The organism is Burkholderia sp. AU18528, assembly GCF_002223215.2.
Classification (GTDB): Bacteria; Pseudomonadota; Gammaproteobacteria; order Burkholderiales; family Burkholderiaceae; genus Burkholderia; species Burkholderia semiarida.
Map to the genome: position 1 here is coordinate 1,773,860 of NZ_NKFC02000004.1, position 26,913 is coordinate 1,800,772.

The 26,913-nt window shown below is 68.1% G+C and carries 19 protein-coding genes and 2 tRNA genes; 7 read left to right on the plus strand and 14 right to left on the minus strand.

The window, feature by feature from the left end; all coding sequences use genetic code 11:
- Window positions 1-69: 69 nt before the first annotated feature.
- Entirely contained in the window at window positions 70-762 is a 693-nt protein-coding gene (locus CFB52_RS11030) for an aspartate/glutamate racemase family protein (protein WP_099316569.1), read from the plus strand.
- A 246-nt stretch (window positions 763-1,008) separates the two neighbouring features.
- On the opposite strand, the gene CFB52_RS11035 is transcribed toward CFB52_RS11030, so the two are convergent.
- Window positions 1,009-1,085, minus strand: a tRNA-Met gene (locus CFB52_RS11035).
- Between the two features lie 183 nt (window positions 1,086-1,268).
- On the opposite strand from CFB52_RS11035, the gene xth reads away from it, so the two are divergent.
- Window positions 1,269-2,045, plus strand: coding sequence for an exodeoxyribonuclease III (xth, locus tag CFB52_RS11040; RefSeq protein ID WP_099316570.1), 777 nt, complete (start codon window positions 1,269-1,271; stop codon window positions 2,043-2,045).
- A gap of 22 nt (window positions 2,046-2,067) precedes the next feature.
- Here the strand turns inward: xth and CFB52_RS11045 are convergent, their stop codons facing one another.
- From CFB52_RS11045 to glnA, 4 genes are all read right to left on the minus strand, one after another.
- The gene (locus tag CFB52_RS11045; RefSeq protein ID WP_059583297.1) at window positions 2,068-4,176 is read right to left on the minus strand and encodes a prolyl oligopeptidase family protein; all 2,109 of its coding nucleotides are present in this window, start codon (window positions 4,174-4,176) and stop codon (window positions 2,068-2,070) included.
- An 88-nt stretch (window positions 4,177-4,264) separates the two neighbouring features.
- Entirely contained in the window at window positions 4,265-5,791 is a 1,527-nt protein-coding gene (ntrC, locus tag CFB52_RS11050; RefSeq protein WP_059583296.1) for a nitrogen regulation protein NR(I), read from the minus strand.
- A gap of 36 nt (window positions 5,792-5,827) precedes the next feature.
- Window positions 5,828-6,970: a nitrogen regulation protein NR(II) gene (glnL, locus tag CFB52_RS11055; RefSeq protein WP_059583294.1), complete on the minus strand. Its 1,143-nt coding sequence runs from the start codon at window positions 6,968-6,970 to the stop codon at window positions 5,828-5,830.
- Window positions 6,971-7,131: 161 nt separating this feature from the next.
- Entirely contained in the window at window positions 7,132-8,547 is a 1,416-nt protein-coding gene (gene glnA, locus CFB52_RS11060; protein WP_059583292.1) for a type I glutamate--ammonia ligase, read from the minus strand.
- Window positions 8,548-8,951: 404 nt separating this feature from the next.
- Between glnA and CFB52_RS11065 the strand changes: the two genes are divergently transcribed.
- Window positions 8,952-9,416, plus strand: a complete 465-nt coding sequence (locus CFB52_RS11065) for a rhodanese-like domain-containing protein (protein ID WP_059583291.1) — start codon at window positions 8,952-8,954, stop codon at window positions 9,414-9,416.
- A gap of 116 nt (window positions 9,417-9,532) precedes the next feature.
- Here CFB52_RS11065 and CFB52_RS11070 read toward each other — a convergent pair whose 3' ends face one another.
- The 5 genes from CFB52_RS11070 to hrpA form a co-directional block, all read right to left on the minus strand.
- A complete protein-coding gene (locus CFB52_RS11070; protein WP_059583289.1) occupies window positions 9,533-10,348 on the minus strand; it encodes a molybdopterin-binding protein in 816 nt (271 codons plus the stop codon).
- Window positions 10,345-11,172: an EI24 domain-containing protein gene (locus CFB52_RS11075; protein ID WP_099316571.1), complete on the minus strand. Its 828-nt coding sequence runs from the start codon at window positions 11,170-11,172 to the stop codon at window positions 10,345-10,347. The genes CFB52_RS11070 and CFB52_RS11075 overlap by 4 nt, the downstream gene beginning before the upstream one ends.
- A gap of 127 nt (window positions 11,173-11,299) precedes the next feature.
- A complete protein-coding gene (locus CFB52_RS11080; RefSeq protein ID WP_059583286.1) occupies window positions 11,300-12,274 on the minus strand; it encodes a sterol desaturase family protein in 975 nt (324 codons plus the stop codon).
- A 16-nt stretch (window positions 12,275-12,290) separates the two neighbouring features.
- Window positions 12,291-13,280, minus strand: coding sequence for a beta-propeller fold lactonase family protein (locus tag CFB52_RS11085; RefSeq protein WP_099316572.1), 990 nt, complete (start codon window positions 13,278-13,280; stop codon window positions 12,291-12,293).
- Window positions 13,281-13,454: 174 nt separating this feature from the next.
- Entirely contained in the window at window positions 13,455-17,675 is a 4,221-nt protein-coding gene (hrpA, locus tag CFB52_RS11090) for an ATP-dependent RNA helicase HrpA (protein WP_099316573.1), read from the minus strand.
- Window positions 17,676-17,698: 23 nt separating this feature from the next.
- Here hrpA and argA point away from each other — a divergent pair, with 23 nt between their 5' ends.
- Window positions 17,699-19,078 (plus strand): amino-acid N-acetyltransferase, encoded by a 1,380-nt coding sequence (gene argA / locus CFB52_RS11095; protein WP_059583282.1) that lies wholly within the window; start codon window positions 17,699-17,701, stop codon window positions 19,076-19,078.
- Between the two features lie 53 nt (window positions 19,079-19,131).
- The gene (locus CFB52_RS11100) at window positions 19,132-19,407 is read left to right on the plus strand and encodes an oxidative damage protection protein (protein WP_006478357.1); all 276 of its coding nucleotides are present in this window, start codon (window positions 19,132-19,134) and stop codon (window positions 19,405-19,407) included.
- Between the two features lie 216 nt (window positions 19,408-19,623).
- Here the strand turns inward: CFB52_RS11100 and CFB52_RS11105 are convergent, their stop codons facing one another.
- The 3 genes from CFB52_RS11105 to CFB52_RS11115 form a co-directional block, all read right to left on the minus strand.
- Window positions 19,624-21,036, minus strand: a complete 1,413-nt coding sequence (locus tag CFB52_RS11105; protein WP_060310163.1) for an MFS transporter — start codon at window positions 21,034-21,036, stop codon at window positions 19,624-19,626.
- Window positions 21,037-21,194: 158 nt separating this feature from the next.
- Window positions 21,195-22,397, minus strand: coding sequence for a CaiB/BaiF CoA-transferase family protein (locus CFB52_RS11110; RefSeq protein ID WP_099316574.1), 1,203 nt, complete (start codon window positions 22,395-22,397; stop codon window positions 21,195-21,197).
- Window positions 22,394-24,145 (minus strand): acyl-CoA dehydrogenase family protein, encoded by a 1,752-nt coding sequence (locus tag CFB52_RS11115; RefSeq protein WP_099316575.1) that lies wholly within the window; start codon window positions 24,143-24,145, stop codon window positions 22,394-22,396. Before CFB52_RS11115 ends, CFB52_RS11110 begins: the two co-directional genes overlap by 4 nt.
- A 172-nt stretch (window positions 24,146-24,317) precedes the next feature.
- Between CFB52_RS11115 and CFB52_RS11120 the strand changes: the two genes are divergently transcribed.
- Both CFB52_RS11120 and CFB52_RS11125 read left to right on the plus strand, forming a co-directional pair.
- A complete protein-coding gene (locus CFB52_RS11120) occupies window positions 24,318-25,220 on the plus strand; it encodes a LysR family transcriptional regulator (protein ID WP_059643863.1) in 903 nt (300 codons plus the stop codon).
- A gap of 99 nt (window positions 25,221-25,319) precedes the next feature.
- Window positions 25,320-25,394 (plus strand) — tRNA-Val (locus CFB52_RS11125).
- Between the two features lie 115 nt (window positions 25,395-25,509).
- Here the strand turns inward: CFB52_RS11125 and CFB52_RS11130 are convergent.
- Window positions 25,510-26,904, minus strand: a complete 1,395-nt coding sequence (locus CFB52_RS11130) for an aspartate aminotransferase family protein (RefSeq protein ID WP_099316576.1) — start codon at window positions 26,902-26,904, stop codon at window positions 25,510-25,512.
- Between the last annotated feature and the right edge of the window lie 9 nt (window positions 26,905-26,913).

Below are 26,913 nucleotides of genomic sequence, written 5' to 3' on the forward strand. Positions count from 1 at the left end.
GTACCGGCCAGGCACGGGCGGCCGCACCTATACTCGTCTGCCGCGATACACGAAACGCAAAGGTGACAGATGAAGACGATCGGACTGATCGGCGGCATGAGCTGGGAATCGTCGGCCGAGTACTACCGGATGATCAACCGGCACTCGAAGGCATTGCACGGCGGGCATCACAACGCGAAGAGCGTGCTGGTCACGGTCGACTTCGCCGAAATCGAAGCGCTGCAGCGCACGCACGACTGGGCCGCGCTCGGCGAACGGATGGTCGACGCCGCCCGGCAGCTCGAAGCGGCCGGCGCCGATCTCGTGGTCCTGACGACCAATACGATGCATCGCGTGCACGACGCGATCGAAGCCGCGGTGACGCTGCCGTTCCTGCACATCGCCGACCCGACCGGCAGCGCGCTGCGCGACGCGGGCGTCGAGCGCGTCGCGCTGCTCGGCACGCGCTACACGATGGAGTTGCCGTTCTATGCGGCGCGGCTGCGCGAAAAGTTCGGGCTCGACGTGCTCGTGCCGGACGAGCGCGGGCGCGACGACGTGCACCGCATCATCTACGACGAGCTGTGCCACGGCGTCATTTCGGCGGAATCACGCACGACGTATGTGTCGATCATCGACGCACTGGCGAAGCGCGGCGCGCAGGCCGTGATCCTCGGCTGCACGGAAATCACGCTGCTGATCGGCGCGGACGACTCGCCGCTGCCGGTCTTCGATACGACCGCGCTGCACGCGAAGGCGGCCGTCGAGTGGGCGGCGCGCTGAACGACGCGCGCCGGCGCGGATCGACAATTGCCGCCCGAGAGCATCGCCGCATTGTTCCGTGCGGCAGGATTCACGCTCCCGGCGGGCGCGTCGCCGCGCGCCCCGCCCGCGAATCACGCGACTCGCTTCACGCGGGCGCACCGAAATAACGGGCGGGCGCGGAAAACAAAAAACCCGGCATGGAGCCGGGTTTTTCGTAGACGAAGTGCGCATCGGTCAATTGCGCGGCACATCGTCTGGTGTGCTTGGTTGCGGGGACAGGATTTGAACCTGTGACCTTCGGGTTATGAGCCCGACGAGCTGCCAGACTGCTCCACCCCGCGTCACAGAAATAAATTATAGGGTGAGGAAGTACTCACGTCAATACCTTTGTCACAGTTTCTGCTTCCGCTGCCCGGGCGACGATGCGCGGCCCCAGGCACGCATCGCATGACGCGCGCGTTCGCACCCCATGCTCGCGGTAAGATGGCGGCCTTCGCATTCACGCCGCACGCACTCTCCCGTTCATGAAAATCGCCACCTGGAACGTCAACTCGCTCAACGTCCGCAAACAGCACGTGCTCGACTGGCTCGCGCAAAGCGGAGCCGACGTACTGTGCCTGCAGGAACTGAAGCTGCCGGACGAGAAATTCCCGCGCGCCGATCTCGAGGCGATCGGCTACCGCAGCTGGTTCGCCGGCCAGAAGACCTACAACGGCGTCGCGATCCTCGTGCGCGACACGCTCGCCGTCGACGAATCGGACGTCGTGCGCAACATCCCCGGCTTCGACGATGCGCAGCAGCGCGTGATCGCCGCGACGGTCGACGGCGTGCGCATCGTGTCCGCGTACTTCCCGAACGGCCAGGCGCTCGACTCCGACAAGTTCGTCTACAAGATGCAATGGCTCGACGCGCTGCAGGCGTGGCTGCGCACCGAGCTGCAACGCTATCCGAAGCTCGCGCTGCTCGGCGACTACAACATCGCGCCGGAAGACCGCGACGTGCACGATCCCGCGAAATGGGAAGGCCAGAACCTCGTGTCGCCGCAGGAGCGCGCGCACTTCAAGCAGTTGATCGAACTCGGCTTCGTCGATGCGTTCCGCCGCTTCGAACAGCCGGAAAAAACCTTCACGTGGTGGGACTACCGGATGATGGCGTTCCGCCGCAACGCGGGGCTGCGCATCGACCACATCCTGCTGTCGCCGGCGCTCGCGGCGACCTGCGCGTCGTGCGAAGTCGATCGCACGCCGCGCACGTGGGAACAGCCGTCCGACCACACGCCCGTCGTCGCGATCGTCGGCTGATCGCGCACGCGCCCGCGCGCGATCAGCGCCGCGCGGGCGCCGGCCCGAGATGGGCCCACAGGAAACCGAATTCGGCTGCGTCGGCTTCCGCACGTTCGAGATCGTCCGCAGTGCCGTGGCCACCGTCGGTGTTCTCCCAGTACCACACCCGTTCGTGACCGAGCGCCTGCATGCGCGCGGCCATCTTGCGCGCATGCGCGGGATGCACGCGGTCGTCGCGCGTCGACGTCGTCAGCAACAACGGCGGGTACACGACACCTTCGCGCACGCGGTGATACGGCGAATACGCGGCCAGAGCCGCGCCCTCGCGCGGATCGTCCGGGTCGCCGTATTCGTCGAGCCATGCGGCGCCCGCGTGCAGCTTCGGATAGCGCTGCATGTCGAGCAGCGGCACGCGGCACAGCACCGCACCGAACAGCTCCGGCCGCTGCATCATGCACGCGGCGACCAGCAACCCGCCGTTGCTGCCGCCCTCGATTCCGAGCTGCGCGGCGGTCGTCACGCCGGTCGCGGCCAGATCCTCGGCGACCGCGATGAAATCGTCGAACGAACGCTGCCGGTGTTCGCGCTGCGCGTCGACGTGCCAGCGCGGCCCGAATTCGCCGCCGCCGCGGATGTGCGCGAACGCCATCACGCCGCCGCGTTCGAGCCAGCCGATGCCGAACGCATCGCTGTAACCCGGCAGGTTCGGGATCGCGAAGCCGCCGTAGCCCGACAACAGGCACGGCCGCGCGACCCGCGCCATGCCCTCCGTCGGGTCGAGCGCATCGCGCGGCCCAATCAGCGTGTACGGCACCACCGTGCCGTCCCGCGAACGCGCGCTCGCGCGGCGTACGACGAGCCCGGCCGCATCGAACTGCACCGGCGGCCGGTCGAGCAGCACGCGGCGCGCGCCCGCATCGTCCGCGCGGTCGGCCAGGTCGGCCAGCCAGCATTCGGGCGGATCGAGATACGTATCGACGTCGACGTACACCTCGTCGTTCAGCGTCGCTTCGACGGGCTCGACGTCGATTTGCGCATCGCCCGGCCATTCGAACGGCCGCGCATCCCACGTCCACGACCCGTCGTCGCGCTGCCGCGGCTGCCACAGCATCGTGCGGTTGTGCACGTCGTCGAGCCAGCTTGCGATCAGCGTCGTGCGCGTGTGCGTCCACGTACAGGCGGACGTCGTCGGCTGCGGCGCGAACAGCGTCGTGAAGTCGCGCGCGCCGGCGAGGAACGCCTGCTCGCGGATCGCGAGCAGCGAGCCGCCCGCGTGGCGCGCGCCGTCGCAATCCCAGTCGAGGCGCGGCTCCAGCACGAGCCAGCCTTCCCAGAACCCGACCTCGACGTGCGTCGGCACGTCGTAGCGCGCCCATTCGCCCGCGTCGGTCAGCCGGTACGCGTGTGCATCGAAGAAATCGACGCTGCGCCACGCGACGTGGCGGCCGTCGATCGGATCGAACCACGCACCCGCGCTGATGTCGTCCGGCTCGCCCTTGAACACGACCGGCGCGTCGGCGAGCGCCGTACCGCGCACCCAGCGCCGCGCTTCATACGGATAACCGGCCGCGGTCGCATGCGCTTCGCCGCGATCCCAGCTCACGTAAACGGTGTCGCGATCGATCCAGCCGACCGTGTGATGGCCCGGTTCGTCGATCGTGAAGCCGCCATCGACGAACCGGCGCTCGACGAGATCGAATTCGCGCACGACGACCGCGTCGGCGCCGCCCGGCGACAGCGACAGCAGCGCGCGATCGCCGTCCGGATACAGGATCGCCTCCTGCTCGAACACCCACGACTCGCCCTCTTCGGCGCCGAGGGCGTCGATATCGAGCAGCGTTTCCCAGTCGGGACGGCCGGCACGCCAGTCGTCCCAGCGCGTGCGGCGCCACAGCCCCTTCGGGTGGAGATCGTCCTGCCACAGGTCGTACGCCCAGTCGCGCCAGCGGGTCGGAATCACCGGGCGTTCGCGCGGCAGATACGCTTTCGCGAGACGCGCGGTCAGCGCGCGATAGGCATCGTCGTCGCGCAGCGCGGCGCGCGTGCGCGCATTCTGCTCGTCGACCCACGTGCGGGCGCGCTTGCTGTCGAGCGCTTCGAGGAAACGGAACGGGTCGGCCCCGGCGGGCCAGCGGAAGGAATCGGACATGGAGGAGCGGCGGAATGGCAAACTGCGTGCAAACCGCGATTATGTCCGATCGCGGCATGCGCGGGCCCGCGCATGCCATGAATCGAGCTCAGGGCTCCAGATGGAGTTCCTGGATCTTGCGCGTGATCGTGTTGCGGCCGATGCCGAGCCGCTCCGCGGCCTCGACCTTGCGGCCGCGCGTGAAGTCGAGCGCCTCGCGGATCACGGCCGCCTCGAAGCGGCGCGCGAGCTCGTCCATCACGTCGGCCGAGTTCTCGCGCAACAGCCGCGCGACTTCGGTGCGCAACCCGTGCTCCCACACCGGGTAGCCGGCAGGCGCACCGCCGTTCGCCGCGCTCGCGACGGGCGCGGACGCCGCCGGCGCGGCACCGACCGCGGCAGGCACGGCCGCAGCATGGCCGCCGCTGCCGAGCGCTTCCGTGCCGTCGCCCGTCGCGGCGGCCGGCGCAGCGGGCGCGCCGGCCGGCACGAGATCGGGCGGCAGATCCTTGATCTCGACCGTCTGCGCGGGCGCCATCACGGTCAGCCAGTTCGCGAGGTTCTCGAGCTGCCGCACGTTGCCGGGAAACGGCAGCGAGCTCAGGTACGCGAGCGCGTCGTCGGACACGCGCTTCGGCTCGACGCCGAGATCGCGCGCGCTTTTCTGCAGGAAGTGGCGCGTGAGCAGCGCGATGTCCTCGCTGCGTTCGCGCAGCGGCGGCAGGCGCAGCCGGATCACGTTGAGCCGGTGGTAAAGGTCCTCGCGGAACAGCCCCTGCCGCACGCGCGACTCGAGATTCTGGTGCGTCGCGGCGATCACGCGCACGTTCGCGCGCAGCGGATTGTGGCCGCCGACCCGATAGAACTGCCCGTCCGACAGTACGCGCAACAGGCGCGTCTGCAGGTCGAACGGCATGTCGCCGATTTCGTCGAGGAACAGCGTGCCGTTCTCGGCCTGCTCGAAGCGGCCCTGCCGCGTCGTCTGCGCGCCGGTGAACGCGCCGCGCTCGTGGCCGAACAGTTCGGATTCGAGCAGATCCTTCGGAATCGCCGCCGTGTTCAGCGCGATGAACGGCCCGTTCGCGCGCGGGCTGTGACGGTGCAGCGCCCGGGCGACGAGCTCCTTGCCGGTGCCCGACTCGCCGGTGATCAGCACGGTCGCCGCCGAATGCGACAGCCGGCCGATCGCGCGAAACATGTCCTGCATCGCGGGCGCCTGCCCGAGCATCTCGGGCGCCTCGGCCACGCGCTCGTCCTGCGGCGCGCCGCCGCGCAGACTTTCTTCCACCGCGCGGCGGATCAGCTCGACGGCCTTGTCGACGTCGAACGGCTTCGCGAGGTATTCGAACGCGCCGCCCTGGAACGCCGCGACGGCGCTGTCGAGGTCGGAGAACGCCGTCATGATGATGACGGGCAGGCCCGGCAGGCGCTCGTGCATCGCCTGCAGCAACTCGAGGCCCGAGCCGCCCGGCATCCGGATGTCGGACACGAGCACCTGCGGCGTCTCGTGGTCGAGCGCGGCCAGCGCGTCGCGCACGTTCGCGAAGCTCTTCGTCGCGAAGCTGTCCCGGGCGAGTGCCTTCTCAAGCACCCAGCGGATCGATTGGTCGTCGTCTACTATCCAGATCGGCTTCATAGGTCGGTCAGGTATGGGTGAATCGCATGTCGCCGCTCAATGGTCGAGCGGCAACAGAATCTGAAATTCGGTACGGCCGGGCCGGCTTTCGACCTCGATCATCCCGTCGTGCTGCTGCACGAACGTCTGGGCGAGCGTGAGGCCGAGGCCGCTGCCGTCGTCGCGCCCGGACACGAGCGGATAGAAGATCCGGTCGCGGATCTCTTCCGGAATGCCGGGCCCGTTGTCGATCACGTGCAAGTCCAGTGCCAGCCGGTACAGGCGCTTGGCGATCGTCACCTTGCGCGCGATGCGCGTGCGCAGCTCGATCTTCGCGTCGCCCTGCGCGATCCGTTCGCGCAGCGCCTGCGCGGCGTTGCGCACGATGTTCAGCAGCGCCTGGATCAACTGCTCCTTGTCGCCGCGCAGGTCCGGCACGCTCACGTCGTAGTCGCGCTCGATCGTGAGCCCGCGCGGGAATTCCGCGAGCATCACCGCGCGCACGCGTTCGCACACTTCATGAATGTTCACGTCGCCGACGATATGCGGATGCCGGTGCGGCTCCAGCAACCGGTCGACGAGCGTCTGCAGGCGGTCGGACTCCTTGATGATCACCTGCGTGTATTCGCGCAACTCGCCGCGCTCGCGCTCGCCCAGTTCGAATTCGAGCAGCTGGGCTGCGCCGCGAATGCCGCCGAGCGGGTTCTTGATCTCGTGCGCGAGGTTGCGGATCAGTTGCTTGTTGACCGCGGTCAGGTCGTGGATGCGCTCTTCGCGGTCGGTGCGCGACTGCCGTTCGTTCTCGAACAGCTCGACGAGCACGAAATCGGGCGCGTTCTCGAGGAAGCCGACGATCGCATGCACATGCAGCGGTTCGCGGCCGGGCCGGTCGAGCACGGTATCGAGGTGCGTCGCGTGAAAGCGTTCCTGGCCGATCGCGGTGATCGTCGACGCGAGCTCGTTCGCGTTCGGGAAAATCTCGCCCCACGGCCGCTGCGCGAGCTGCCGCCGCGAGATGTCGAGCATCGCCTCCGCGGACGGGTTCGCGAACGCGACCCGCAGCGTCTTGCGGTCGAGCACGATCACGACCGTCGGCAGTGCTTCGAGCCCCGCCAGCAGACCCGAGCGCGCGAGCCGCTCGTCGTCCGTCAGTCGTTCGGGCTGCCCCGTTTTCGCCTTGATCAGATTCTTCAGAACCATCTGCGTGCTTGTCGCGCCTCACCGGGCCAGAAAATGAAAATCGTCGGAACAAAAAAGGGACGGCCGGACGCCGTCCCCTTTCAGACTCCGCCGTTCCCGCCGCAAGCCGCGCGACGGGAACGAACCGGCATGACGGCGCTGAATCGAAGCGCCATCGCCGATTAGAGCGAGTAGTACATCTCGAACTCGATCGGGTGCGTCGTCATGCGGAACTTCGCCAGCTCCTGCTCCTTCAGCGCGAGGTACGCGTCGATCATGCCGTCCGTGAACACGCCGCCGCGCGTCAGGAACTCGCGATCCTTGTCGAGCGCTTCGAGTGCCTGGTCGAGGCCCGCGCACACGGTCGGGATCTTCGCATCCTCTTCCGGCGGCAGGTCGTACAGGTTCTTGTCCGCTGCTTCGCCCGGATGGATCTTGTTCTGGATCCCGTCGAGGCCGGCCATCATCAGCGCCGTGAAGCACAGGTACGGGTTCGCCATCGGATCCGGGAAGCGCGTTTCGATACGGCGGCCCTTCGGGTTCGACACGTGCGGAATGCGGATCGATGCCGAACGGTTACGCGCCGAGTACGCGAGCTTGACCGGTGCCTCGAAGTGCGGGACCAGACGCTTGTACGAGTTCGTCGTCGGGTTCGTGATCGCGTTCAGTGCACGAGCGTGCTTGATGATGCCGCCGATGTAGAACAGCGCCAGTTCCGACAGGCCGGCGTAGCCGTTGCCCGCGAACAGGTTCTGGCCGTCCTTCCAGATCGACTGGTGAACGTGCATGCCCGAACCGTTGTCGCCGACGACCGGCTTCGGCATGAACGTCGCCGTCTTGCCGTACGAGTGGGCGACGTTATGGATGATGTACTTCGACCATTGCGTCCAGTCGGCGCGCTGAACCAGCGTCGAGAACTTCGTGCCGATTTCGTTCTGGCCCTGGCCCGCCACTTCGTGGTGGTGCACTTCGACCGGGATGCCGAGCTGTTCGAGCAGCAGGCACATTTCCGAACGCATGTCCTGGAACGTGTCGACCGGCGCGACCGGGAAATAGCCGCCCTTCGTGCCCGGGCGGTGGCCCGTGTTGCCGCCTTCGAATTCCTTGCCTGCCGACCACGGCGCTTCTTCCGAGTTGATCTTCACGAAGCAGCCCGACATGTCCGTGTTCCACTGGACCGAGTCGAAAATGAAGAATTCCGGTTCCGGACCGAAGTAGGCCGTGTCGCCGATGCCCGTGCTCTTCAGGTACGCTTCGCCGCGCTTCGCGAGCGAACGCGGATCGCGCTCGTAGCCCTTGCCGTCGGCCGGCTCGACCACGTCGCAGGTCAGCACGAGGGTCGACTCTTCGTAGAACGGGTCGACGAACGCTGCGTTCGGGTCCGGCATGAGCAGCATGTCCGACGCCTCGATGCCCTTCCAGCCCGCGATCGACGAACCGTCGAATGCATGCCCGCTTTCGAACTTGTCTTCGTCAAACGCCGAAACCGGCACCGACACGTGCTGCTCCTTGCCGCGCGTATCCGTGAAGCGGAAATCGACAAACTTGACGTCCTCGTCCTTCACGAGCTGCATGACGTCGGCGACGGTTTTACTCATAACCTCTTCTCCTGATTGAACAATTCCGGCGGACTGGGAAACCGCCTCGTTTATCGAGCTGACCGGGGTCTTGCTTTGGCGCAGCGCGCCCCGATTCGACCGAATTCTATATAGCAGCTTCCGTGCCAACCATCGCAAAACCGACGCGGATCACGCCAGCCCGCGCCGTGGCGGGGCTCGCCTGCGCAATTGCAGGGCTCTCCGCCGTACTGGCGCTGGCGGGGGCGCACCGAAATGGTGCGCTCGTATGGATACGGCGGCGCAACCGAATCATCCTGGTGCATTCGCGCCATTTTGCACTTTTTTGGTGAACGCGTGGTCCGTGCCTGCACCACCGCTCACGCCGGCATCCGCGCGACGCCGCCGCGCTAGAATGCTCGTTTGACCGATACGGAGACCCTGCCATGAGTACGCTCGACCAGCTTTACGCGAAGGCCGACGAACGCCGCGCACAAGGCGCGCTCAACTACGCCGGCGCGCTGCTGCCGGTCGAGGCGTTCGAACTGCTGCAGCTCGACCCGTCGGCGCGCCTCGTCGACGTGCGCACGCGCGCCGAGCTCGACTGGGTCGGCCGCCCGCTCGTCGGCGACGGCCAGTACCTGCACGTCGAATGGACGCGCTACCCGGGCGGCGTGCCGAACGCCGAATTCGTCAACGAACTGAAGGCGGCCCTCCCGGCCGATACACCCATCCTGTTCCTGTGCCGCAGCGCCGCGCGCTCGAAGCTCGCCGCGGTCGCGTCCGCGCAGGCCGGTTTCACGAAGGCCTTCGACCTGCTGGAAGGCTTCGAGGGCGCCAAGGACGCCGAAGGCCACCGCAAGACGGTCGACGGCTGGTGCTTCCGCAAACTCCCGTGGATCGGCGCCTGACGGCGCGCCGCGCCCGCCGGTTGCGACAGCCTCATCGTCGAGCCGGGCGATGACATGCCGATGACGGGCCGCATTGCGCGGCCCGTTGTTTTTGGTACGGCCCCGTTGCAGGCCGCTCAGGCGCGCGGCGTATCGGGCTCGACGACGTCGCCGCCGAGCAGGTGCACGCCTTCGCGCAGCTTCACGAACGCGGCCGCGACCGCTTCCGGCTCGCCCTTCACGCCGAGATCGATGTGACGGCGCGCGTAGATGCCGCCGCGCTCTGCGTCGCCGACGCTCGGCAGGCTGAATACGCGCACGCCGGGGAAATCGCGCTCGATCTTCTCCATCAGCGGCGTCAGCGTCGATTCCGGCAACTCGAACACGACCAGCGAGCGCTCGGCATGCGGCGTCGCGTGATGCAGATGCGCGTACTTCGTATCGAGCACCCATTCGATCATCGGCCACGCCATCACCGGGAAGCCCGGCACGAAGTGGAGATGGCCGACCGAGAAGCCGGGAATCCGGTTGTAGCCGTTCGGGATGATCGTCGCGCCCGCCGGAAACACGCCCATGTTGAAGCGATGCTGGTTCTCCGGCGATTCGAAATCGACCGGCGTGGCCGGGTCGGCGTGCGTCTCGCGAATGCGTTCCGAAATCAGCGCCTTCGCTTCCGGATGCAACTCGAGCGGCACGCCGAGCGCGGCGGCCGCGCACTGGCGCGTATGGTCGTCGGGGGTCGCGCCGATCCCGCCCGTCGAGAACACGATGTCGCCCGACGCGATCGCACGCGCGAGCGTCGCGGTGATGCGCGCCGGATCGTCGCCGACGTATTCGGCCCAGTCGAGCGCGAGGCCGCGCGCGCCGAGCAGCTCGATGACCTTCGCCAGATGCTTGTCCTGCCGGCGGCCCGAAAGGATTTCGTCGCCGATGATGATGATGCCGATGCTCATGCCTGCCCCATGTCGATTGCGGTGGCGCGCGCGCTGGCGCGCAGGTCCTCCAGCGCGCGCAGGCAGTAGTGCCCGAACCACAGCGCCGAGAAGACGAGGATGAAAGCGTATACCCAGATCATGGCGGCCGCGACGAACGGGAACAGCACCATCATCCAGACCGACGAAACCCACACGAAGGTCGGCACGGTGCCGAGCAGCCCGGTCGCGACGCCGATGCCGATCAGCGGCCAGCGGTGCCGGCGCACGAGCGCGCGGCGCTCGTCGCGGCTCGCGTGCAGCGCGAGCGCGTCGTAGGTCATCACGCGATACGTGAGCCAACCCCAGATCACCGGCGGCAGCAGCGCGAAGAACGGCGGAATCAGCCACAGCGGGATCGTGACGACGAGCAGCACGACGCCGACGATCGCCGCGCCGAGCGAATTGACCACGCTGCCGAAGAACGTGCCGCCCCGCTTCGGCTCGAGCGCCGCGAACTGCCGGTTCGACAGGTGCTTGATCACGACCGGCATCGAGATCGTCGCGATCAGCAGCAGCACGGTCAGCACGATCAGCGGAATCGCAAGCGACACGACCACGAACGGCGCGACGACCGCGTGCAGTTGCGACATGCCGATCGCATCGAACGCGCGATACAGCGCGGCCGTCAGCACGAAGCCGTCGAGCGCGCCGCGCGCGACGTCGATCAGCGTCTGCCACGAGAACCACAGCACGGCGCCCCACAGCAGCGCCGAGACGACGAACGGCATCAGCGTGAGCCACAGCATGCGCGGGTGCAGCGCGCTGGCGAACGCCCGGACGAAGGAACGCAGCAAGTCGTTCATGCGAGCCTATGCAGTATGGATTGACGGAGAAAAACGGGGAAAGGATAAACCACGCGGCCCGCCTGCGCCAAAGCGCCTGCGGGCCGCGTGGAAGCGTCGCTCGACGGGAGACAGGCCGGAATCGGGATCAGGCCGACGCCGCGCCGCGTTTCGCGGGAAACAGGCGCCGGAAGATCCGCACGAACGCCAGGCCGTGCTGCGACCAGAAGCCGTCGCCGTAGGACACGCCCTCGACCTGCTCGCGGATGCCGGTCGGCTCGACCGTGCGGTTCCACGACGCGGTGCCGAACATCATGTCCCACCACGGGAACAACACGCCGAAGTTGCAGCCGTACTTGGTGCCTTCGTGGCCGTAGCCGACCGCATGGTGCCGGCGGTGGAAGATCGGGCTGACAAGCAGGCGCTCGCCGATGCGGCCGTACGACAGCCGCGCATTCGTATGCTGGATGCTCTGCAGGAAGTTCGTGACCGCGGTCAGCACGACGAACTGCGACGGCGTCACGCCGATCACGAGCGCGATCGCCGCGAAGAAGCACGACTGGATCACGTCGTCGAGCAGGTGGTTGCGGTCGTCGCACCACAGCGACATCTGACGCTGGCTGTGATGAACCGCGTGCAGCTCCCACCAGATGCCGAACTTGTGCTGCCAGCGGTGATACCAGTAGCCGGCGAAATCGAGCACGACGAGGTAGATCGCGAACGCGACGATCGGCTGCGAGGTCACGCCCGGCCACAGGTAGTCGAGGTTGACGTTCGACACGCCATGCAGGCGCAGCCACGCCTGGAAGTTGTCGAACACCGGCTGCAGCGCGAAGAAGAAGAACAGCGTGTAGATGCCGAGCTTCGAGATCGCCGTGTAGATCACGTCGACCCGCACCGCACGGCGGTTCTTCCAGCGCTCGACCGGCAGCAACGCCTCGAGCGGGCGCAGCAGCGCGAACATCAGCACCATCTGCAGCGCGCCGATGATCACCCAGTACAGCGCGTCGTAGGTGTCCTCGTCGTAGTCCATCAGGTTGAACTTGAAGAGGAGCGGCTGCACGACGTCGACGTACAGCCAGGTCTGGATGTCCGACACGAACGCATCGATCAGGTGCAGCATCGTCCGCCTCCGCCCGTCACGCGCCGTTCGCCGCCTTCCACGGCGCGCGGTCGTAGAAGTAGATCCCGTGCGGCGAGCGGCCGACGGCGATCGTCTGCACCAGCTTGCGCGAGGCCAGATCGATGATCCCGACCTTCTTCGCGAAACGGAACGTCACCCACAGCGTCTTCTTGTCGGCGGACAGCTCCATGTCGTCGGGGCCCGGCAGCAGGCCGGTGATGTCGCCGACGTTGGTGAGCGCGTTCTCGTCGATGATGCTGATCGTGTTCGCGACGCGGTTGGTGACCGCGACGTGCGTGCCGTCGGCGAGCGAGCGGAAGTTGTGCGCGCCCTTGCCCGTGTAGATCTGCTTGACGACCTTCTGGTTGCGCCAGTCGACGACCGCGACGTAATCCGCGCCGGTCATCCCGACCAGCAGGAACTTGTCGTCGGGCGTGAGCCACAGGCCGGCCGGCACCTTGCCGACCTTCATCTTCCACTTGACCGTCTGCGTCGGCAGATCGATCGCCGCGATCTCGCCGGACACCTGCAGCGACACGAGCAGCGTCTTGCTGTCCTTCGTGAACGCGAGGTGGCTCGGCATCACCGCGAGCGGCACGCGCTTCACGAGCTTCAGGTCGCGGCCGTCGTAGCCGTAGATGTCGACGCGATCGAGCCGCAAACCGGCCGCCGCGAACCACTTGCGGTCGGGCGAGAAGCCGAGCTGGTAAGGATCGTCGATCCCTTCGACGGTGCGCTGCAGCTTGCCCGTCTTCGGATCGAGCAACATCAGGCTGTTCGAGACCGAATTCGCGACGATCAGCGACGCATTGTCGGGCGTCGCCATCAAATGGTGCGGCTCCTTGCCGGTCGGCATCGTGGAAACGACTTCGCGGGTCTGCTGGTCGATCAGGGAAAGCGTCGCTTCGGCCGAATTCAGGACGATCACGTTATTCGCGTGTGCGGCGGGCGCCAGCACGGCGGCGGCCAGCGCAAGCGTGCGGCCGAAGGAAAGGAAAGTGCGCATGAAGACTCACGTCGTGGAACAGCAGTGATTGTAGAACGTTCGGCGGGCCCCTCCGGTTGACCCATGCCGGGATTGCGCCGCTTTTGCGCCACCTTGCCGCACGCCGGGCGGCCGCACGGGCCGCCGCGGCGCGGGCCCGGGCTGTCCGTGCAGGCCCGGCCGACCGATGTCGCGCTAGCGCTGCATCGACTCCCAGACCTTGTGCAGACGCTTGACAGAGACCGGCATCGGCGTGCGCAGTTCCTGCGCGAACAGCGAAATCCGCAGTTCCTCAAGCAGCCAGCGGAATTCCGCGAGCCGCGCATCGGCGACGCCGCCGCGCTGCGACACCGCGCGCTGGTACTGCTGGACGAGCGGCAGCAGCTCGGCCGACTGCTTCGCGTCGCGCGCCGGATCGGCCTTCAGCTTGTCGATCCGCAGCGCGATGCCTTTCAGATAGCGCGGGAAATGCGCAAGCTGCGCGTAAGGCGTGTCGATCACGAAGCGCTTGCCGACCAGCGCGGCCAGTTGCTGCTGCAGGTCGGCATGGGCCTGCGCGAACGGCTTCGCCTGCGCGAGCTTCTTCACGAGGCCCGCGTATTCGGCCAGGATCTGCCCGACGAGCCGTGCGATTTCCTGCGCGAGCAGGTTCAGCCGGCTCCTGCCCTCGTCGCGGCGCGTGTGGAAGCTCGCGTCATCGTCGGGCAGCGGGTCCTGCAGGCACGCGCGGTCGAGCGCCGTGTCGATCAACTGGTCGCGCAGCTCGTCCTGCGTGCCGAGCGACATGTACTGCATCGCCATCTCGCGCAGGCCCGGCAGGTTCTTTTCCAGGAACTTGATCGGCTCCTTCAACTGCAGCGCGAACAGCCGCCGCAAGCCGGCCCGGTGGATGCGCGCGGCCTCCTCCGGCGAATCGAACACCTCGACGTCGCAATGCGTGCCGCGGTCGACGAGCGCCGGATAGCCGTACAGCGTCTGGCCGCGCCGGCGGATTTCCAGCAGCTCGGGCAGCTTGCCGAAATTCCACGTCGTCAGGTTCTCGTACAACGCCGTCGCGCCGGTTTCCGTCGGGGCGGCCATCCGTGGGGCGGCCGTCTGCGGCGCGGCGCCCTTGCCCGGCTTGCCGCCCTTCGCGGCCGAAGCCTGCGCGGCGGCCGGCGCCGGCGCGCCGACTGCATCGCCCGCGCCGGCGTCGCCGCCCGGCGCGAGCGTCGACGCCGCCGCGATCTTCTGGAACTGCTGCTGCGCCTGCGCGCCGAGCTCCTGGCGAAGCTGCGCGAGATTGCGCCCCATCGCGAGCTGGCGGCCGTGCTCGTCGATCACCTTGAAATTCATGAACAGATGCGCGGGCAACGTCTCGAGCTTGAAATCGGCCGACTTCATCGCGACCTGCGTCTCGCCGCGCACGTCGGCGATCAGCGCCTCGACGAGCCCGCCCGCGCCAAAGCGCTCGCGCCCCATCCGCTCGACGAAGCCCGCCGCGTACTCGGGCAGCGGCACGCAGTGCCGGCGCAGCTTCTGCGGCAGCGACTTCAACAGCAACTGCACCTTTTCCTTCAGCATCCCCGGCACGAGCCACTCGCAGCGGCGCGCATCGACCTGGTTCAGCGCGAAGAGCGGCACCGCGAGCGTCACGCCGTCGCGCGGCGTGCCGGGCTCGAAGTGATACGTGAGCGCCATCTCGACGCCGGCCATCGTCGCGCGCTTCGGGAACAGATCGGTCGTCACGCCGGCCGCCTCGTGGCGCATCAGGTCGTCGCGCGACAGGTACAGCAGCCGCTGCTTGTCGTCGGGCTGGCCGGCCTTCTTCACCTCGTCGCGATACCAGCGCTCGAACGCGGCGCCCGTATGGATGCCTTCCGGAATCGCATGGTCGTAGTACGCGTAGATCAGCTCGTCGTCGACCAGCACGTCCTGGCGGCGCGACTTGTGTTCGAGCTGCTCGATGTCGGCGAGCAGCTTGCGGTTGTGCGCGAAGAACGGCAGCTTCGTGTCGAATTCGCCCTCGACCAGCGCGCCGCGGATGAACAATTCGCGTGCGCGCGCCGGGTCCTGCTTGCCGAACGCGACGCGCCGCCGGTGGTAGATCGGCAACCCGTACAGCGTCGCGCGCTCGAACGCGCTCACCTGCGCCGGACGCTTTTCCCAGTGCGGCTCCGACAGCGATTTTTTCAGCAGATGCGCGCCGATCTTCTCGACCCACTCGGGCTCGATCTTCGCGAGGCAGCGCGCGTACAGCCGGCTCGTCTCGACGAGTTCGGCCGCCATCACCCAGCGGCCGGCCTTCTTCGCGAGCGCGGAGCCGGGCCACAGGTAGAACTTGATGCCGCGCGCGCCGAGGTAATGCGGATCGTCGTCCGCTTTCATCCCGATGTTGCCGAGCAGGCCCGTCAACAGGGCCAGATGAATCTGTTCGTAGGTGGCCTCGACTTCGTTGAGTCGCCAGCCGTGCTCGCGCACGACGGTCAGCAGTTGCGAATGCACGTCGCGCCACTCGCGCAGCCGCAGGTGCGACAGGAAATTCTGCCGGCAGGCGTCGCCGAGCTGGCGATTCGACTTCTTGTGCGCGACGGCTTCCTCGAACCACGCCCAGATCTTCAGCCACTGCAGGAATTCGGAGCGCTCGTCGGCGAACCGGCGGTGCGCCTGGTCGGCCTGCTCCTGCGCTTCGATCGGGCGATCGCGCGGATCCTGCACGGACAGCGCGCTCGCGATGATCAGCACCTCGCGCAGCGACTGCTGGTCGCGCGCGGCCAGAATCATCCGGCCGACGCGCGGGTCGAGCGGCAGCCGCGCGAGCTCGCGGCCGAGCGGCGTCAGCGCGTTGTCGTCGTCGACCGCGCCGAGCTCGTTCAGCAACTGGTAGCCGTCCGCGATCGCGCGGCCGGGCGGCGGCTCGAGGAACGGGAACGATTCGATCGCCGTCAGGTGCAGCGACTTCATCCGCAGGATCACCGACGCGAGCGACGAACGCAGGATTTCCGGATCGGTGAAGCGTGCGCGCGCCTGGTAGTCGCTTTCCTCGTACAAGCGGATGCACACGCCGTCGGCCACGCGGCCGCAACGGCCCGCGCGCTGGTTCGCGGCCGCCTGCGAGATCGACTCGACCTGCAACTGCTCGACCTTGTTCCGGTACGAATAGCGCTTCACGCGCGCGAGACCGGTGTCGACCACGTAGCGGATGCCCGGCACCGTCAGCGAGGTTTCGGCCACGTTGGTCGCGAGCACGATCCGGCGCGCGTTCGACGCCTTGAACACCTTGTCCTGGTCGGCCGCCGACAGCCGCGCGAACAGCGGCAGGATCTCGGTGTGCGGCGGATGGTGCTTGCGCAGCGCCTCGGCCGCCTCGCGGATCTCGCGCTCGCCGGGCAGGAACACCAGCACGTCGCCGGGGCCTTCGCGGCACAGCTCGTCCACCGCGTCGACGATCGCGTCCATCAGGTCGCGCTCGGCTTCGCGCGCGGTCTTCACGCGATCGCGGCCGCCCGTGCCTTCCGCGTTCTTCACCGCCGGGCGATCCTCGGCCACAGGGCGGTAACGCATCTCGACCGGATACAGCCGCCCGCTCACCTCGATCACGGGCGCCGGACGCTCGTCGGTGCCGAAATGGCGCGCGAAGCGGTCGGCGTCGATCGTCGCGGACGTGACGATCAGCTTCAGGTCCGGCCGCCGCGGCAGGATCTCCTTCAGATAGCCGAGCAGGAAGTCGATGTTCAGGCTGCGCTCGTGCGCCTCGTCGATGATCAGCGTGTCGTACGCCTTCAGCAACGGGTCGGTCTGAGTCTCGGCGAGCAGGATGCCGTCCGTCATCAGCTTCACGGACGCGCCCGGCGCGAGATTGTCGGTAAAGCGCACCTTGTAGCCGACCACCTCGCCGAACGGCGTGCCGAGTTCCTCGGCGATCCGGCGGCCGGTGGACGATGCGGCCAGGCGCCGCGGCTGCGTATGGCCGATCAGGCCCGTGCCGCCGGCGCCGAGCCCGCGGCCGAGATCGAGACAGATCTTCGGCAACTGCGTGGTCTTCCCCGAGCCCGTTTCACCGCAGACGATGACGACCTGGTGGCCGGCGATCGCGCGCGCGATTTCGTCGCGCTTGCCCGACACGGGCAGGCTTTCGGGGTACGTGATCGGCGGGACGGGGTTCGGTGCGACGGCGGCCCGCGGCGCACGCTCGCGGCGCGGGGCACGCTCGCCCGCGGCCTGCGGCGCGCCCTTCGCGGCCGGCTGGCGCGCGTCGCCGCGCCGTTCGTCATTGCGCGGCCCGCGCGGCGCATGTGCCAGCGTGCCCGCCGGCTTGTCCTGCTGCCGGCGCGGCGGCTGGCCCTGCTGCTCGCGCGCGTCGGCCGCACCATCCGGGTGCTTCGCCGACGGCGTATTGGCCCGCGTCGGCGCGGGACTTTTAGAAACATTCGACATGGGGGCGCATTATAATCCCGGCCATGAATTCCCAAACCGACCTCCCTCCCGCTCAGACCGGCGCCGCGACGCCGCCGGCCGCCGACGATTCGGCCGCCAGCCACGCGCAGTTCGTCGACTGGATGCGCTCCGTCGCGCCCTATATCCACAAGTTCCGCAACAGCACGTTCGTCGTGGGGTTCGGCGGCGAGGTGGTGCAGCAGGGGCTGCTGAACGCGCTCGTATCGGACATCGCGCTGTTGCAGGCGATGGGCATCCAGATCGTGCTGGTCCACGGCTCGCGCCCGCAGGTCGAGGAGCAGTTGAGCCTGCACGGTGTCGAATCCGAGTTTTCGCACGGGCTGCGCATCACCGATGCGCGCGCGCTCGAATCCGCGAAGGAAGCGGCCGGTGAAGTGCGTCTCGACATCGAGGCCGCGATCAGCCAGGGTCTGCCGAACTCGCCGATGGCGCACGCGCACATCAGCGTCGTGTCGGGCAACTTCGTGACCGCGCGGCCGGTGGGGATTCTCGATGGAGTCGATTTCGCGCACACGGGCATCGTGCGCAAGATCGACGCCGAATCGATCCGTCATTCGCTCGCGAGCCGCAAGCTCGTGCTGCTGTCGCCGCTCGGGTTCTCGCCGACCGGCGAGGCGTTCAACCTGTCGATGGAGGACGTCGCGTCGGCGGCCGCGATCGCGCTGCGCGCCGACAAGATCATCTTCCTGACCGAAGGGCCCGGCATCGTCGACGACGAAGGCGACCTGGTGCGCGAAATGTCGCTCGACGCGGCCGCCGAGCTGCTCGATTCCGGCAACATCCAGGGCGACGACGCATTCTTCCTCAAGCATTCGATCCGCGCGTGCCGCGGCGGCGTGACGCGTGCGCACCTGATTCCGCAATCGCTCGACGGCAGCATGCTGCTCGAACTGTTCCTGCACGACGGCGTCGGCACGATGATCTCGTACGAGAACCTCGAAAGCCTGCGCGAAGCGACGCCGGACGACGTCGGCGGCATCCTGTCGCTGATCGAGCCGCTCGAATCGGACGGCACGCTGGTGCGGCGCGGCCGCCACCAGATCGAACGCGACATCGACCACTTCTCGGTGATCGAGCACGATGGCGTGCTGTTCGGCTGCGCGGCGCTGTACCCGTACCAGCAGGAGAAGATCGGCGAGATGGCGTGCCTGACGGTCGCGCCGGAAGCGCAGGGCTCGGGCGACGGCGAACGCCTGCTCAAGCGCATCGAGCAGCGCGCCCGCGCGCGCGGCCTCACGCACATCTTCGTGCTCACGACGCGCACCGAGCACTGGTTCCTCAAGCGCGGCTTCGTCAAGGTCAGCGTCGACGACCTGCCAGAAGACCGCCGCAAACTCTATAACTGGCAGCGCAAGTCGCTCGTGCTGATGAAGCAGCTCTGAGCACCGGCACGACTGCCCTTCCCCCCAGACACCGATTACAGGAGAAGTACACGATGGCTCGAATGATCCAATGCGCGAAGCTCGGCAAGGAAGCCGAAGGCCTCGATTTCCCGCCGCTGCCGGGCGAACTCGGCAAGCGCATTTACGAGAGCGTCTCGAAGGAAGCGTGGCAAGGCTGGCTCAAGCAGCAAACGATGCTGATCAACGAAAACCGCCTGAACATGGCCGACCCGCGCGCGCGCCAGTATCTGATGAAGCAGACGGAGAAGTACTTCTTCGGCGACGGCGCGGACCAGGCGTCCGGCTACGTACCGCCGACGGAAGGCTGAGCGACGACGCGACTCGCGACGGCCGGCCATGCCGGCGGCGTCGCGAGGTGAAGCAAAAGCCCCAAGCAAACGGCACCGTGTATCGCACGGTGCCGTTTGCTTTTGGGACGCCTGATCTGGCGCGAGCGAAGGCAAACAAGACGCGCGGCCCGCCCGGCGCCCGATGCCGCGGAATCGCCGCGCCGCCGCCTCGGCGCATCGCGCCGGCCTGCCGGCTCAACCCGCGGGTTTCAACGTGCCGCGATCGTCGGGTGGCGCGGCTTCGCCGCCCGGGTTCCCTGCGCCCGTATGCTCGGTGCCCCACTCGGCCGCATCGCTGCGCTCGGCGCTCGACAGTTCGTCGGCGCGATGTCCGGTGCGATTGAGCAGCGCCACCATGCAGACAAGCGACACGAGCGCATAGAGACCCGACGCGATCGCGACGCCGACGATGCTGCCCGTCGCATTGAGGATCGCCTGCGCGAGCACCGGCGTGCCGCCGCCGACGACGAGCGCGCTCAACTGATACGCGAGCGACAGGCCCGTGTAGCGGATGTTGGCCGGGAACACGCGCGCGAGCACGCCGCCGACCGCGCCATAGAACATCGCCGACGGAATCGTCGAGATGCACATCCCCGCGACGGCGACCCAGTACGAACCCGTCGCGAGCGCATGAAACATCACGGGCATCAGCACGATTTCCGGGATCAGGATCCAGCACATCGCGCGCCGCATGTCGACCTTCGACACGAACCACGCGCCGACCGGCTGCATCAGGAACTGCACGACGAGCGAGATCGACAGGATGCCGAGGAACGTACCCTGCGCATAACCGAGTTCCTTGGTCGCCCACGACAGCGCGAACGTGCTGCGGAAATACGTGACGTTGATCACCGGCAGCGTGCCGGCCGCGAGCAGCACGACGACCCAGTGGTCGCGCACCACGTCGCGCAGCGGCAGCTTCACCGTGCGCTTGCGCGCGAGCACGCGCTGCATGTCGACCGATTCCTCGAGCTTCAGCCGGATCACCATCCCGATGATCACGAGCACGGCCGACAGCAGGAACGGAATGCGCCAGCCCCACATCAGGAACGACGGCGTCGGCAGCGCGCTCAGCGCGAAGAACGCGGCCGTGGCCAGCAGGTTGCCGGTGGGCGAGCCCTGCTGCGCGAACGCCGCATACAGGATGCTGCGATGCTTCGGCGCATTCTCGCTCGCGATCAGCACCGCGCCGCCCCACTCGCCGCCGACCGCGATACCCTGCAGCACGCGCAGCACGACGAGGCCCGCCGGCGCCCACACGCCGATCGACGCATAGCCGGGCAGCAGCCCGATGCCGGTCGTCGCGAGCCCCATCATCACCAGCGTGATCACGAGCGCCGTCTTGCGGCCGACGCGATCGCCGAGATGCCCGAACACGATCCCGCCGAGCGGCCGCGCGGCGAAGCCGGCCCAGAACGTGACGAACGCGAGCAGCGTCGCGACGCCGGGGTCCATCGTGCTGGAAAAGAACACCTTGCCGAACACGAGCGCCGCGGCCGTGCCGTAGATGTAGAAGTCGTACCACTCGATCGTGGTGCCGACGAACGCCGCGAGGGCAGCGCGGCCAGGCCGCGGCTGCGCGGCGCTCGAGAATTGCGGACGGCTCATCGATGTCTCCATGATTGTGATCGGCGGCGCGACGGTCGCGCGCGTTGCCGGAGGGCCAGCCTTGCGCCGCCGGCTGGCGGGGTTGCGCTACGTTGCGTTGCTTGATGTCGGCGTCGGTCCGTTCGGGACGACGTTCGTTTGCGGGCGCCCTCGGCCCGTCACGTCTCGTGCGGCCCGACCTTCAGCACGCCGGCGTCGAGCAGTTGCTGCTGAAGCGCGCGATCGACGCCGAGCCGATCGAGCACCGCGCGCGTGTCGCGGCCGAGCGCGGGCGGCGCCGACCGGTAGGTGGCCGGCGTGCGCGACAGCTTCACCGGCGACGCGGTGCCGCGATACGCGCCGATCTCGACGAACAGCTCGCGATGCAGCGCATGCGGATCGTGCGCGACGTCGGCCACCGTGCGCACCGGCCCGCACGGCACACCGGCCGCCATCAGGTCGCGCGCGAGCGGCTCGCACGCGTGCGCGGCGAGCCGCGCTTCCAGTTCCGCCTTCAGCTCCGGGCGATGCGCGCAACGGCTGCGGTTGTCGACGAAGCGCGGATCGCCGGCGAGCGCCGGTGCGCCGAGATGCGCGACGAGCCGCGCGAACTGCCGGTCGTTGCCGACCGCGAGGAAGATCGGCACGGTCGCCGTGCGGTAGCTGTCGTACGGCGCGATGTTCGGATGCGCGTTGCCGCTGCGTTCCGGCACGCGGCCCGACCCGAAGAAATTCGGCAGGTGCGGATGCAGCAGCGACACGCCGCAGTCGTACAGCGCCACGTCGATCGACTGCCCGCGCCCGCTCTTCTCGCGCTCCGCGAGCGCCAGCAGGATGCCGGCGAGTGCGTTCAGCCCCGTGACCATGTCGACGATCGGCAGGCCGATGCGGGTCGCGTCGCCGTCGCGTTCGCCGTTCACGCTCATCAGCCCGGCCATCGCCTGGATCACCGCGTCGTAGCCCGGCAGCCCGCCGAGCGGACCGTCGTCGCCGAAGCCCGTCACCGCGCAGTGGATCAGGCGCGGAAAGCGCGGCTGCAGGTCGCGTGCGTAGTCCATCCCCCAGCGCGCGAGCGTGCCCGGCTTGAAATTCTCGACGAGCACGTCGGCTTCTTCGAGCAGGCGCCACAGGATCGCGCGCCCTTCTTCGCGCGACAGGTCGAGCGCGAGCCCTTCCTTGTTGCGGTTCACGCCCATGAAGTACCAGGCCGTGTCGCCGAGGAACGGCGGCCCCCAGCCGCGCGTCTCGTCGCCGGCGGGCGGCTCGATCTTGACCACCGTCGCGCCGTGATCGGCGAGCGCCTGCGTGCAATACGGGCCGCCGAGCACCCGGCTCAGGTCGACGACCTTCAGGCCGTCCAGTGCGCCACGCGTCGCGTTCATCGCTCGACCTCCGGCAGCAGGTCGAGCGCCGTGTCGAGCGCGACCGGCAGGCCGCGCAGCAGCGCGTCGGACGCGACCGATTCGTCGTCGCGCGGCGCCGGCGCGAGCGGATCGACCGGCAGCAGCTTGTGACGCACGATCAGGTGCGCGAGCGCGAGACGCCTGAAATCCGGTGCGAGCCGTGCGCCCTCGCAGGCCATCAGCACGGCCGCGCTCGCGTAATACAGCGCGGACGCGGCCTGCCGCACGCGCGCGTCGTCGCCTTCTCCGGCCACCCTCGCGAGCGCATCGCACGCCCGCGCGAGGATGCGCCGCAGCGCCGTGCGGCTCGCGTCGGGCAGCGGCGCCGCGCCCAGACGATCGCCGAGGAACGTGCGCAGCGCGTCGAGCGCATGCTCGCGCTGCGCGGCGCGCGCGACGTCGAGCGCGACGATGTTGCTCGTGCCTTCCCAGATCGAACCGAGGTGCGCGTCGCGCACGAGCCGCGCGTCGCTCCATTCCTCGATATAGCCGGTGCCGCCGCGCACTTCCATTGCGTCGCCCGTCACGCGGCGCGCGTCGCGACAGGCGCGGAACTTGATCAGCGGCGTCAGGATCCGCACGCAGCGCGCCGCCTGCTCGTCGCCCGCGTCGGCCTGCGGCAACAGCAACGCGATCTGCATGAACATCGCGCGCGCGGCTTCGGCCGGCAGCAGCATCTTCATCAGTTGGCGCTGCATCAGCGGCATCTCGATCAGCTTGCGCCCGAACGCCTCGCGATGCGCGGCGACGTGCAGCGCCTCGTTCAGCGCGCGCCGCATCAGCCCCGCCGCGCGCACGCCGTTCGACAGCCGCGACATGTTGATCATGTCGGCCATCTGGTGAAAACCGCGGCCAATCTCGCCGATCAGCCAAGCCTGCGCGCCTTCGAGCACGATCTCGCCGCTCGCCATCGAACGGCTGCCGAGCTTGTCCTTCAGGCGCACGATCCGGTAGCGGTTGCGTGCGCCGTCCGGCAGCGTCTTCGGCAGCAGGAACAGCGCGAGGCCCTTGATGCCGTCCGGCGCGCCGTCGGGCCGCGCGAGCACCATCGCGAGATCGGCGTCCGCGTTCGAGCAGAACCACTTGTCGCCGGTCAGGCGCCAGACGGCCTCGCCGTGCGCGTCGGTTTCGCGGGTCGCGCGCGTCGCGATCCGGCCGACGTCGGAGCCGGCCGCCTGCTCGGTCATGAACATCGCGCCCTGGTACAGCGTGTCGAAGTCGCGCGACGCGAGCCTCGGCAGATAGCGCGCGACGAGCGCCGGATCGCCGAAGCGGCGCAGCGTGCGCGTCAGCGAATCGGTCATGCTGACCGGGCAGCACAGCCCGAATTCCGCCTGCACGAACAGGAACGTCAGCGCGTACTTGACGAGCGGCGGCACGGTTTCGGATCCGTGGCTGAGCGACGCGAGCCCGAGTTCCGCATACGCGACGCGTTCGAGCGCGACGTAGGCCGGATCCTTGTCGATCCGCTGCACGGCCTCGCCGCGCCGATTGCGGTGCTCGAGCACGGGCGGATGCTTGTCCGCGCGCGACGCCCATTCGTCGAGTTCGCCCGATACGCGGGCGCCGAGCGCGCGCAGCCGCGGCTCGAGTTCGGCATAGCACGCGTCGCCGAGATGCAGCTTCAGCAACGCGCCGAGATCGGGATCGACGGTGAAGAAATTGAGGCCCCGGCTGTCGGGGATATTGGATGCGCCGGTGTCCGGCGTGCGAGCGGTATCGTTCATGCGTGCGTCTCCTGGGTTGCCCGCGCATTGGCCGGGCCGGATGTCGCGGCATCGGCCGGCCCTGCGTCAAGCCTCCCGCAGAGCGTAGGCGCGCGATCGATAAGCGTCCAATACAGGATTTGTCCGGTACGATAGATGTCGCTTATCGATGCCGCCGCCGGGAGGAGACACCATGGAACTGAGGCAGTTGCGCTACTTCGTGGCCGTTGCCGAGGAGCTGCATTTCGGGCGCGCGGCGAAGCGCCTGTTCATCTCGCAGCCGGCGCTGAGCTTCGACATCCGCAAGTTCGAGGACGCGCTCGGCGTGCAGCTCTTCTCGCGCACCAACAAGACGGTCGCGCTGACCAACGCGGGCGAGGTGCTGCTCGGCGAGGCGCGCCGGCTGCTGCTGCAGGCGGACGAAGCCGAGCGCCTGACGGTGCGCTCCGCGTCGGGGCTCGCGGGCCGGCTGCGGATCGGCTTCGTCCACTCGATGCTGTATCGCGGGCTGCCGGACGCGGTGCGGCGCTTCGAGGCCGACTATCCGGGCGTCGAGGTCGTGTTGAGCGAGATGAACACGCACGCGCAGGTGCAGGCGATCCAGCGCGGCCAGATCGATCTCGGCTATGCGCACTGGGGCCACTTCCCGCCCGACGTCGAATCGGCGCCCGTCTATGCGGAGCCGTTCGTGTGCTGCCTGCCGGCCGCGCATCCGCTCGCGCGGCGCAGGCAGGTCGCGCTCGCCACGCTCGCGACGGAACCGTTCATCCTGTTTCCGCGCGACGCCGCGCCGCACTATCACGACCTGATCATCGCGCAGTGCGTGAACGCGGGGTTCAGTCCGCTGATCCGCCACGAGGCGCGGCTGTGGCAGACGATCCTGTCGATGATCGAGTTCGGAATGGGCATCGCGCTGGTGCCGCAGGTGCTGCAGCGGGCGAAAAGCGATCGGCTCGCGTTCGTGCCGCTGAAGGATGCGTCGCTCGAATCGCGCACGCTCGCGCTGAAACGCAGCGGCACCGCCGAACCGGTGGCGCTGCGCTTTGCCGGCTACGTGCGCGCATCGATCGACGCGCTGCCCGCGCTCGCGGGCTGAGCGCGCGGCGCGTGCAGTGGCGTTGGCCGCTGTTTGAAAAAAATTTGCACAAAGGGCTTTACGAACCCCAAAAGCTCTGACATAATTTGATTCTTCTTTGGGCGGTTAGCTCAGCGGTAGAGCACTGCCTTCACACGGCAGGGGTCACTGGTTCGATCCCAGTACCGCCCACCAAAGAATTCAAGGGCCTGCGTCTCACGACGCGGGCCCTTTTCGTTTTGGCGTCGCGCGTGTCCTGCACGACGCGGCGCCACGTCATGCGCCGCCGCGTCCGCTCGCAGGTAACGCCTTACCGCACGTCCCCCACCCGCTGCGCCGTCGCATCGAATGCACGCTTCGCCTTGTCGACGATCTCGTCGACCTCCGCCTCGCGAATCACGAGCGGCGGCGACAGCAGCATCCGGTCGCCGGTCGCGCGCATGATCAGGTTGCCGTTGAAACAGAAGTCGCGGCAGATCGTGCCGATATCGACACTCGCATCGAACCGCTCGCGCCGCTCACGATCGCGCGCAAGCTGAACGCCCGCGACGAGCCCTGCCCCGGCAATCTCCCCGACGATCGGATGATCGCCCAGCGCGGCACGCAGCCGGCGCTGGAAATACGGGCCGATATCGGTCCTCACGCGCTCGACGATTCCCTCGTCGCGCAGCAACTTCAGGTTCGCGACCGCGACGGCCGCCGCCACCGGGTGGCCCGAATACGTGAGGCCGTGGTTGAATTCGCCGTTGTCGATGATCGGGCGCGCGACGCGCTCGTGGATGCCCACCGCGCCCATCGGTACGTAGCCCGACGTCAGGCCCTTCGCCATCGTGATCAGGTCCGGCTCGAAGCCGAAGTGCTGATGCGCGAACCATTCGCCGGTGCGCCCGAACCCGCCGATCACCTCGTCGGCCACCAGCAGGATGTCGTACTTGCGGCAGATCCGCTGGATTTCCGGCCAGTACGTCGACGGCGGGAAGATCACGCCGCCCGCGCCCTGGAACGGCTCGCCGATGAACGCGGCGACGTTGTCCGCGCCGAGTTCGAGAATCTTCGCCTCGAGCTGCTGCGCACGCGCGAGGCCGAACGCTTCGGGCGTCTCGCCCGGCTGTGCTTCGCCGAAGAAATACGGCTGGTCGATATGCACGATGTGCTCGACCTTCGACGGCATCTGCTCGTGCATGTAGCCCATCCCGCCGAGCGTGCCGCCCGCGATCGTCGAGCCGTGATAGCCGTTCCTGCGCGAGATCACGTATTTCTTCTGCGGCTTGCCCTGCACGCGCCAGTACTGGTGCACGAGGCGCAGCACGGTGTCGTTGCCTTCCGAGCCGCTGTTGCAGTAGAAGAAGTGGTTGAAACCGGCGGGTGTCACTTCCGCGAGCATCGCGGAAAGCTCGATGATCGGCGGGTGCGTGGTCTTGAAGAACGTGTTGTAGAACGGCAGTTCCTGGATCTGGCGATACGCGGCGTCGGCGAGTTCCTTGCGGCCGTAGCCGACGTTCACGCACCAGAGGCCGGCCATCCCGTCGATGATCTTGTTGCCGTCCGAGTCCCACAGGTAGACGCCGTCGGCCTTCACGATCACGCGGCTGCCGGCGCGGTTGAGCGCGCCCATGTCCGAGAACGGGTGGATGTGGTGCGCGGCGTCGAGCGCGCGGTATTCGGCGGTCGAGTACTGCGAAAGTGCTTCGTTTCGATCGGTCATGTTTTCTCC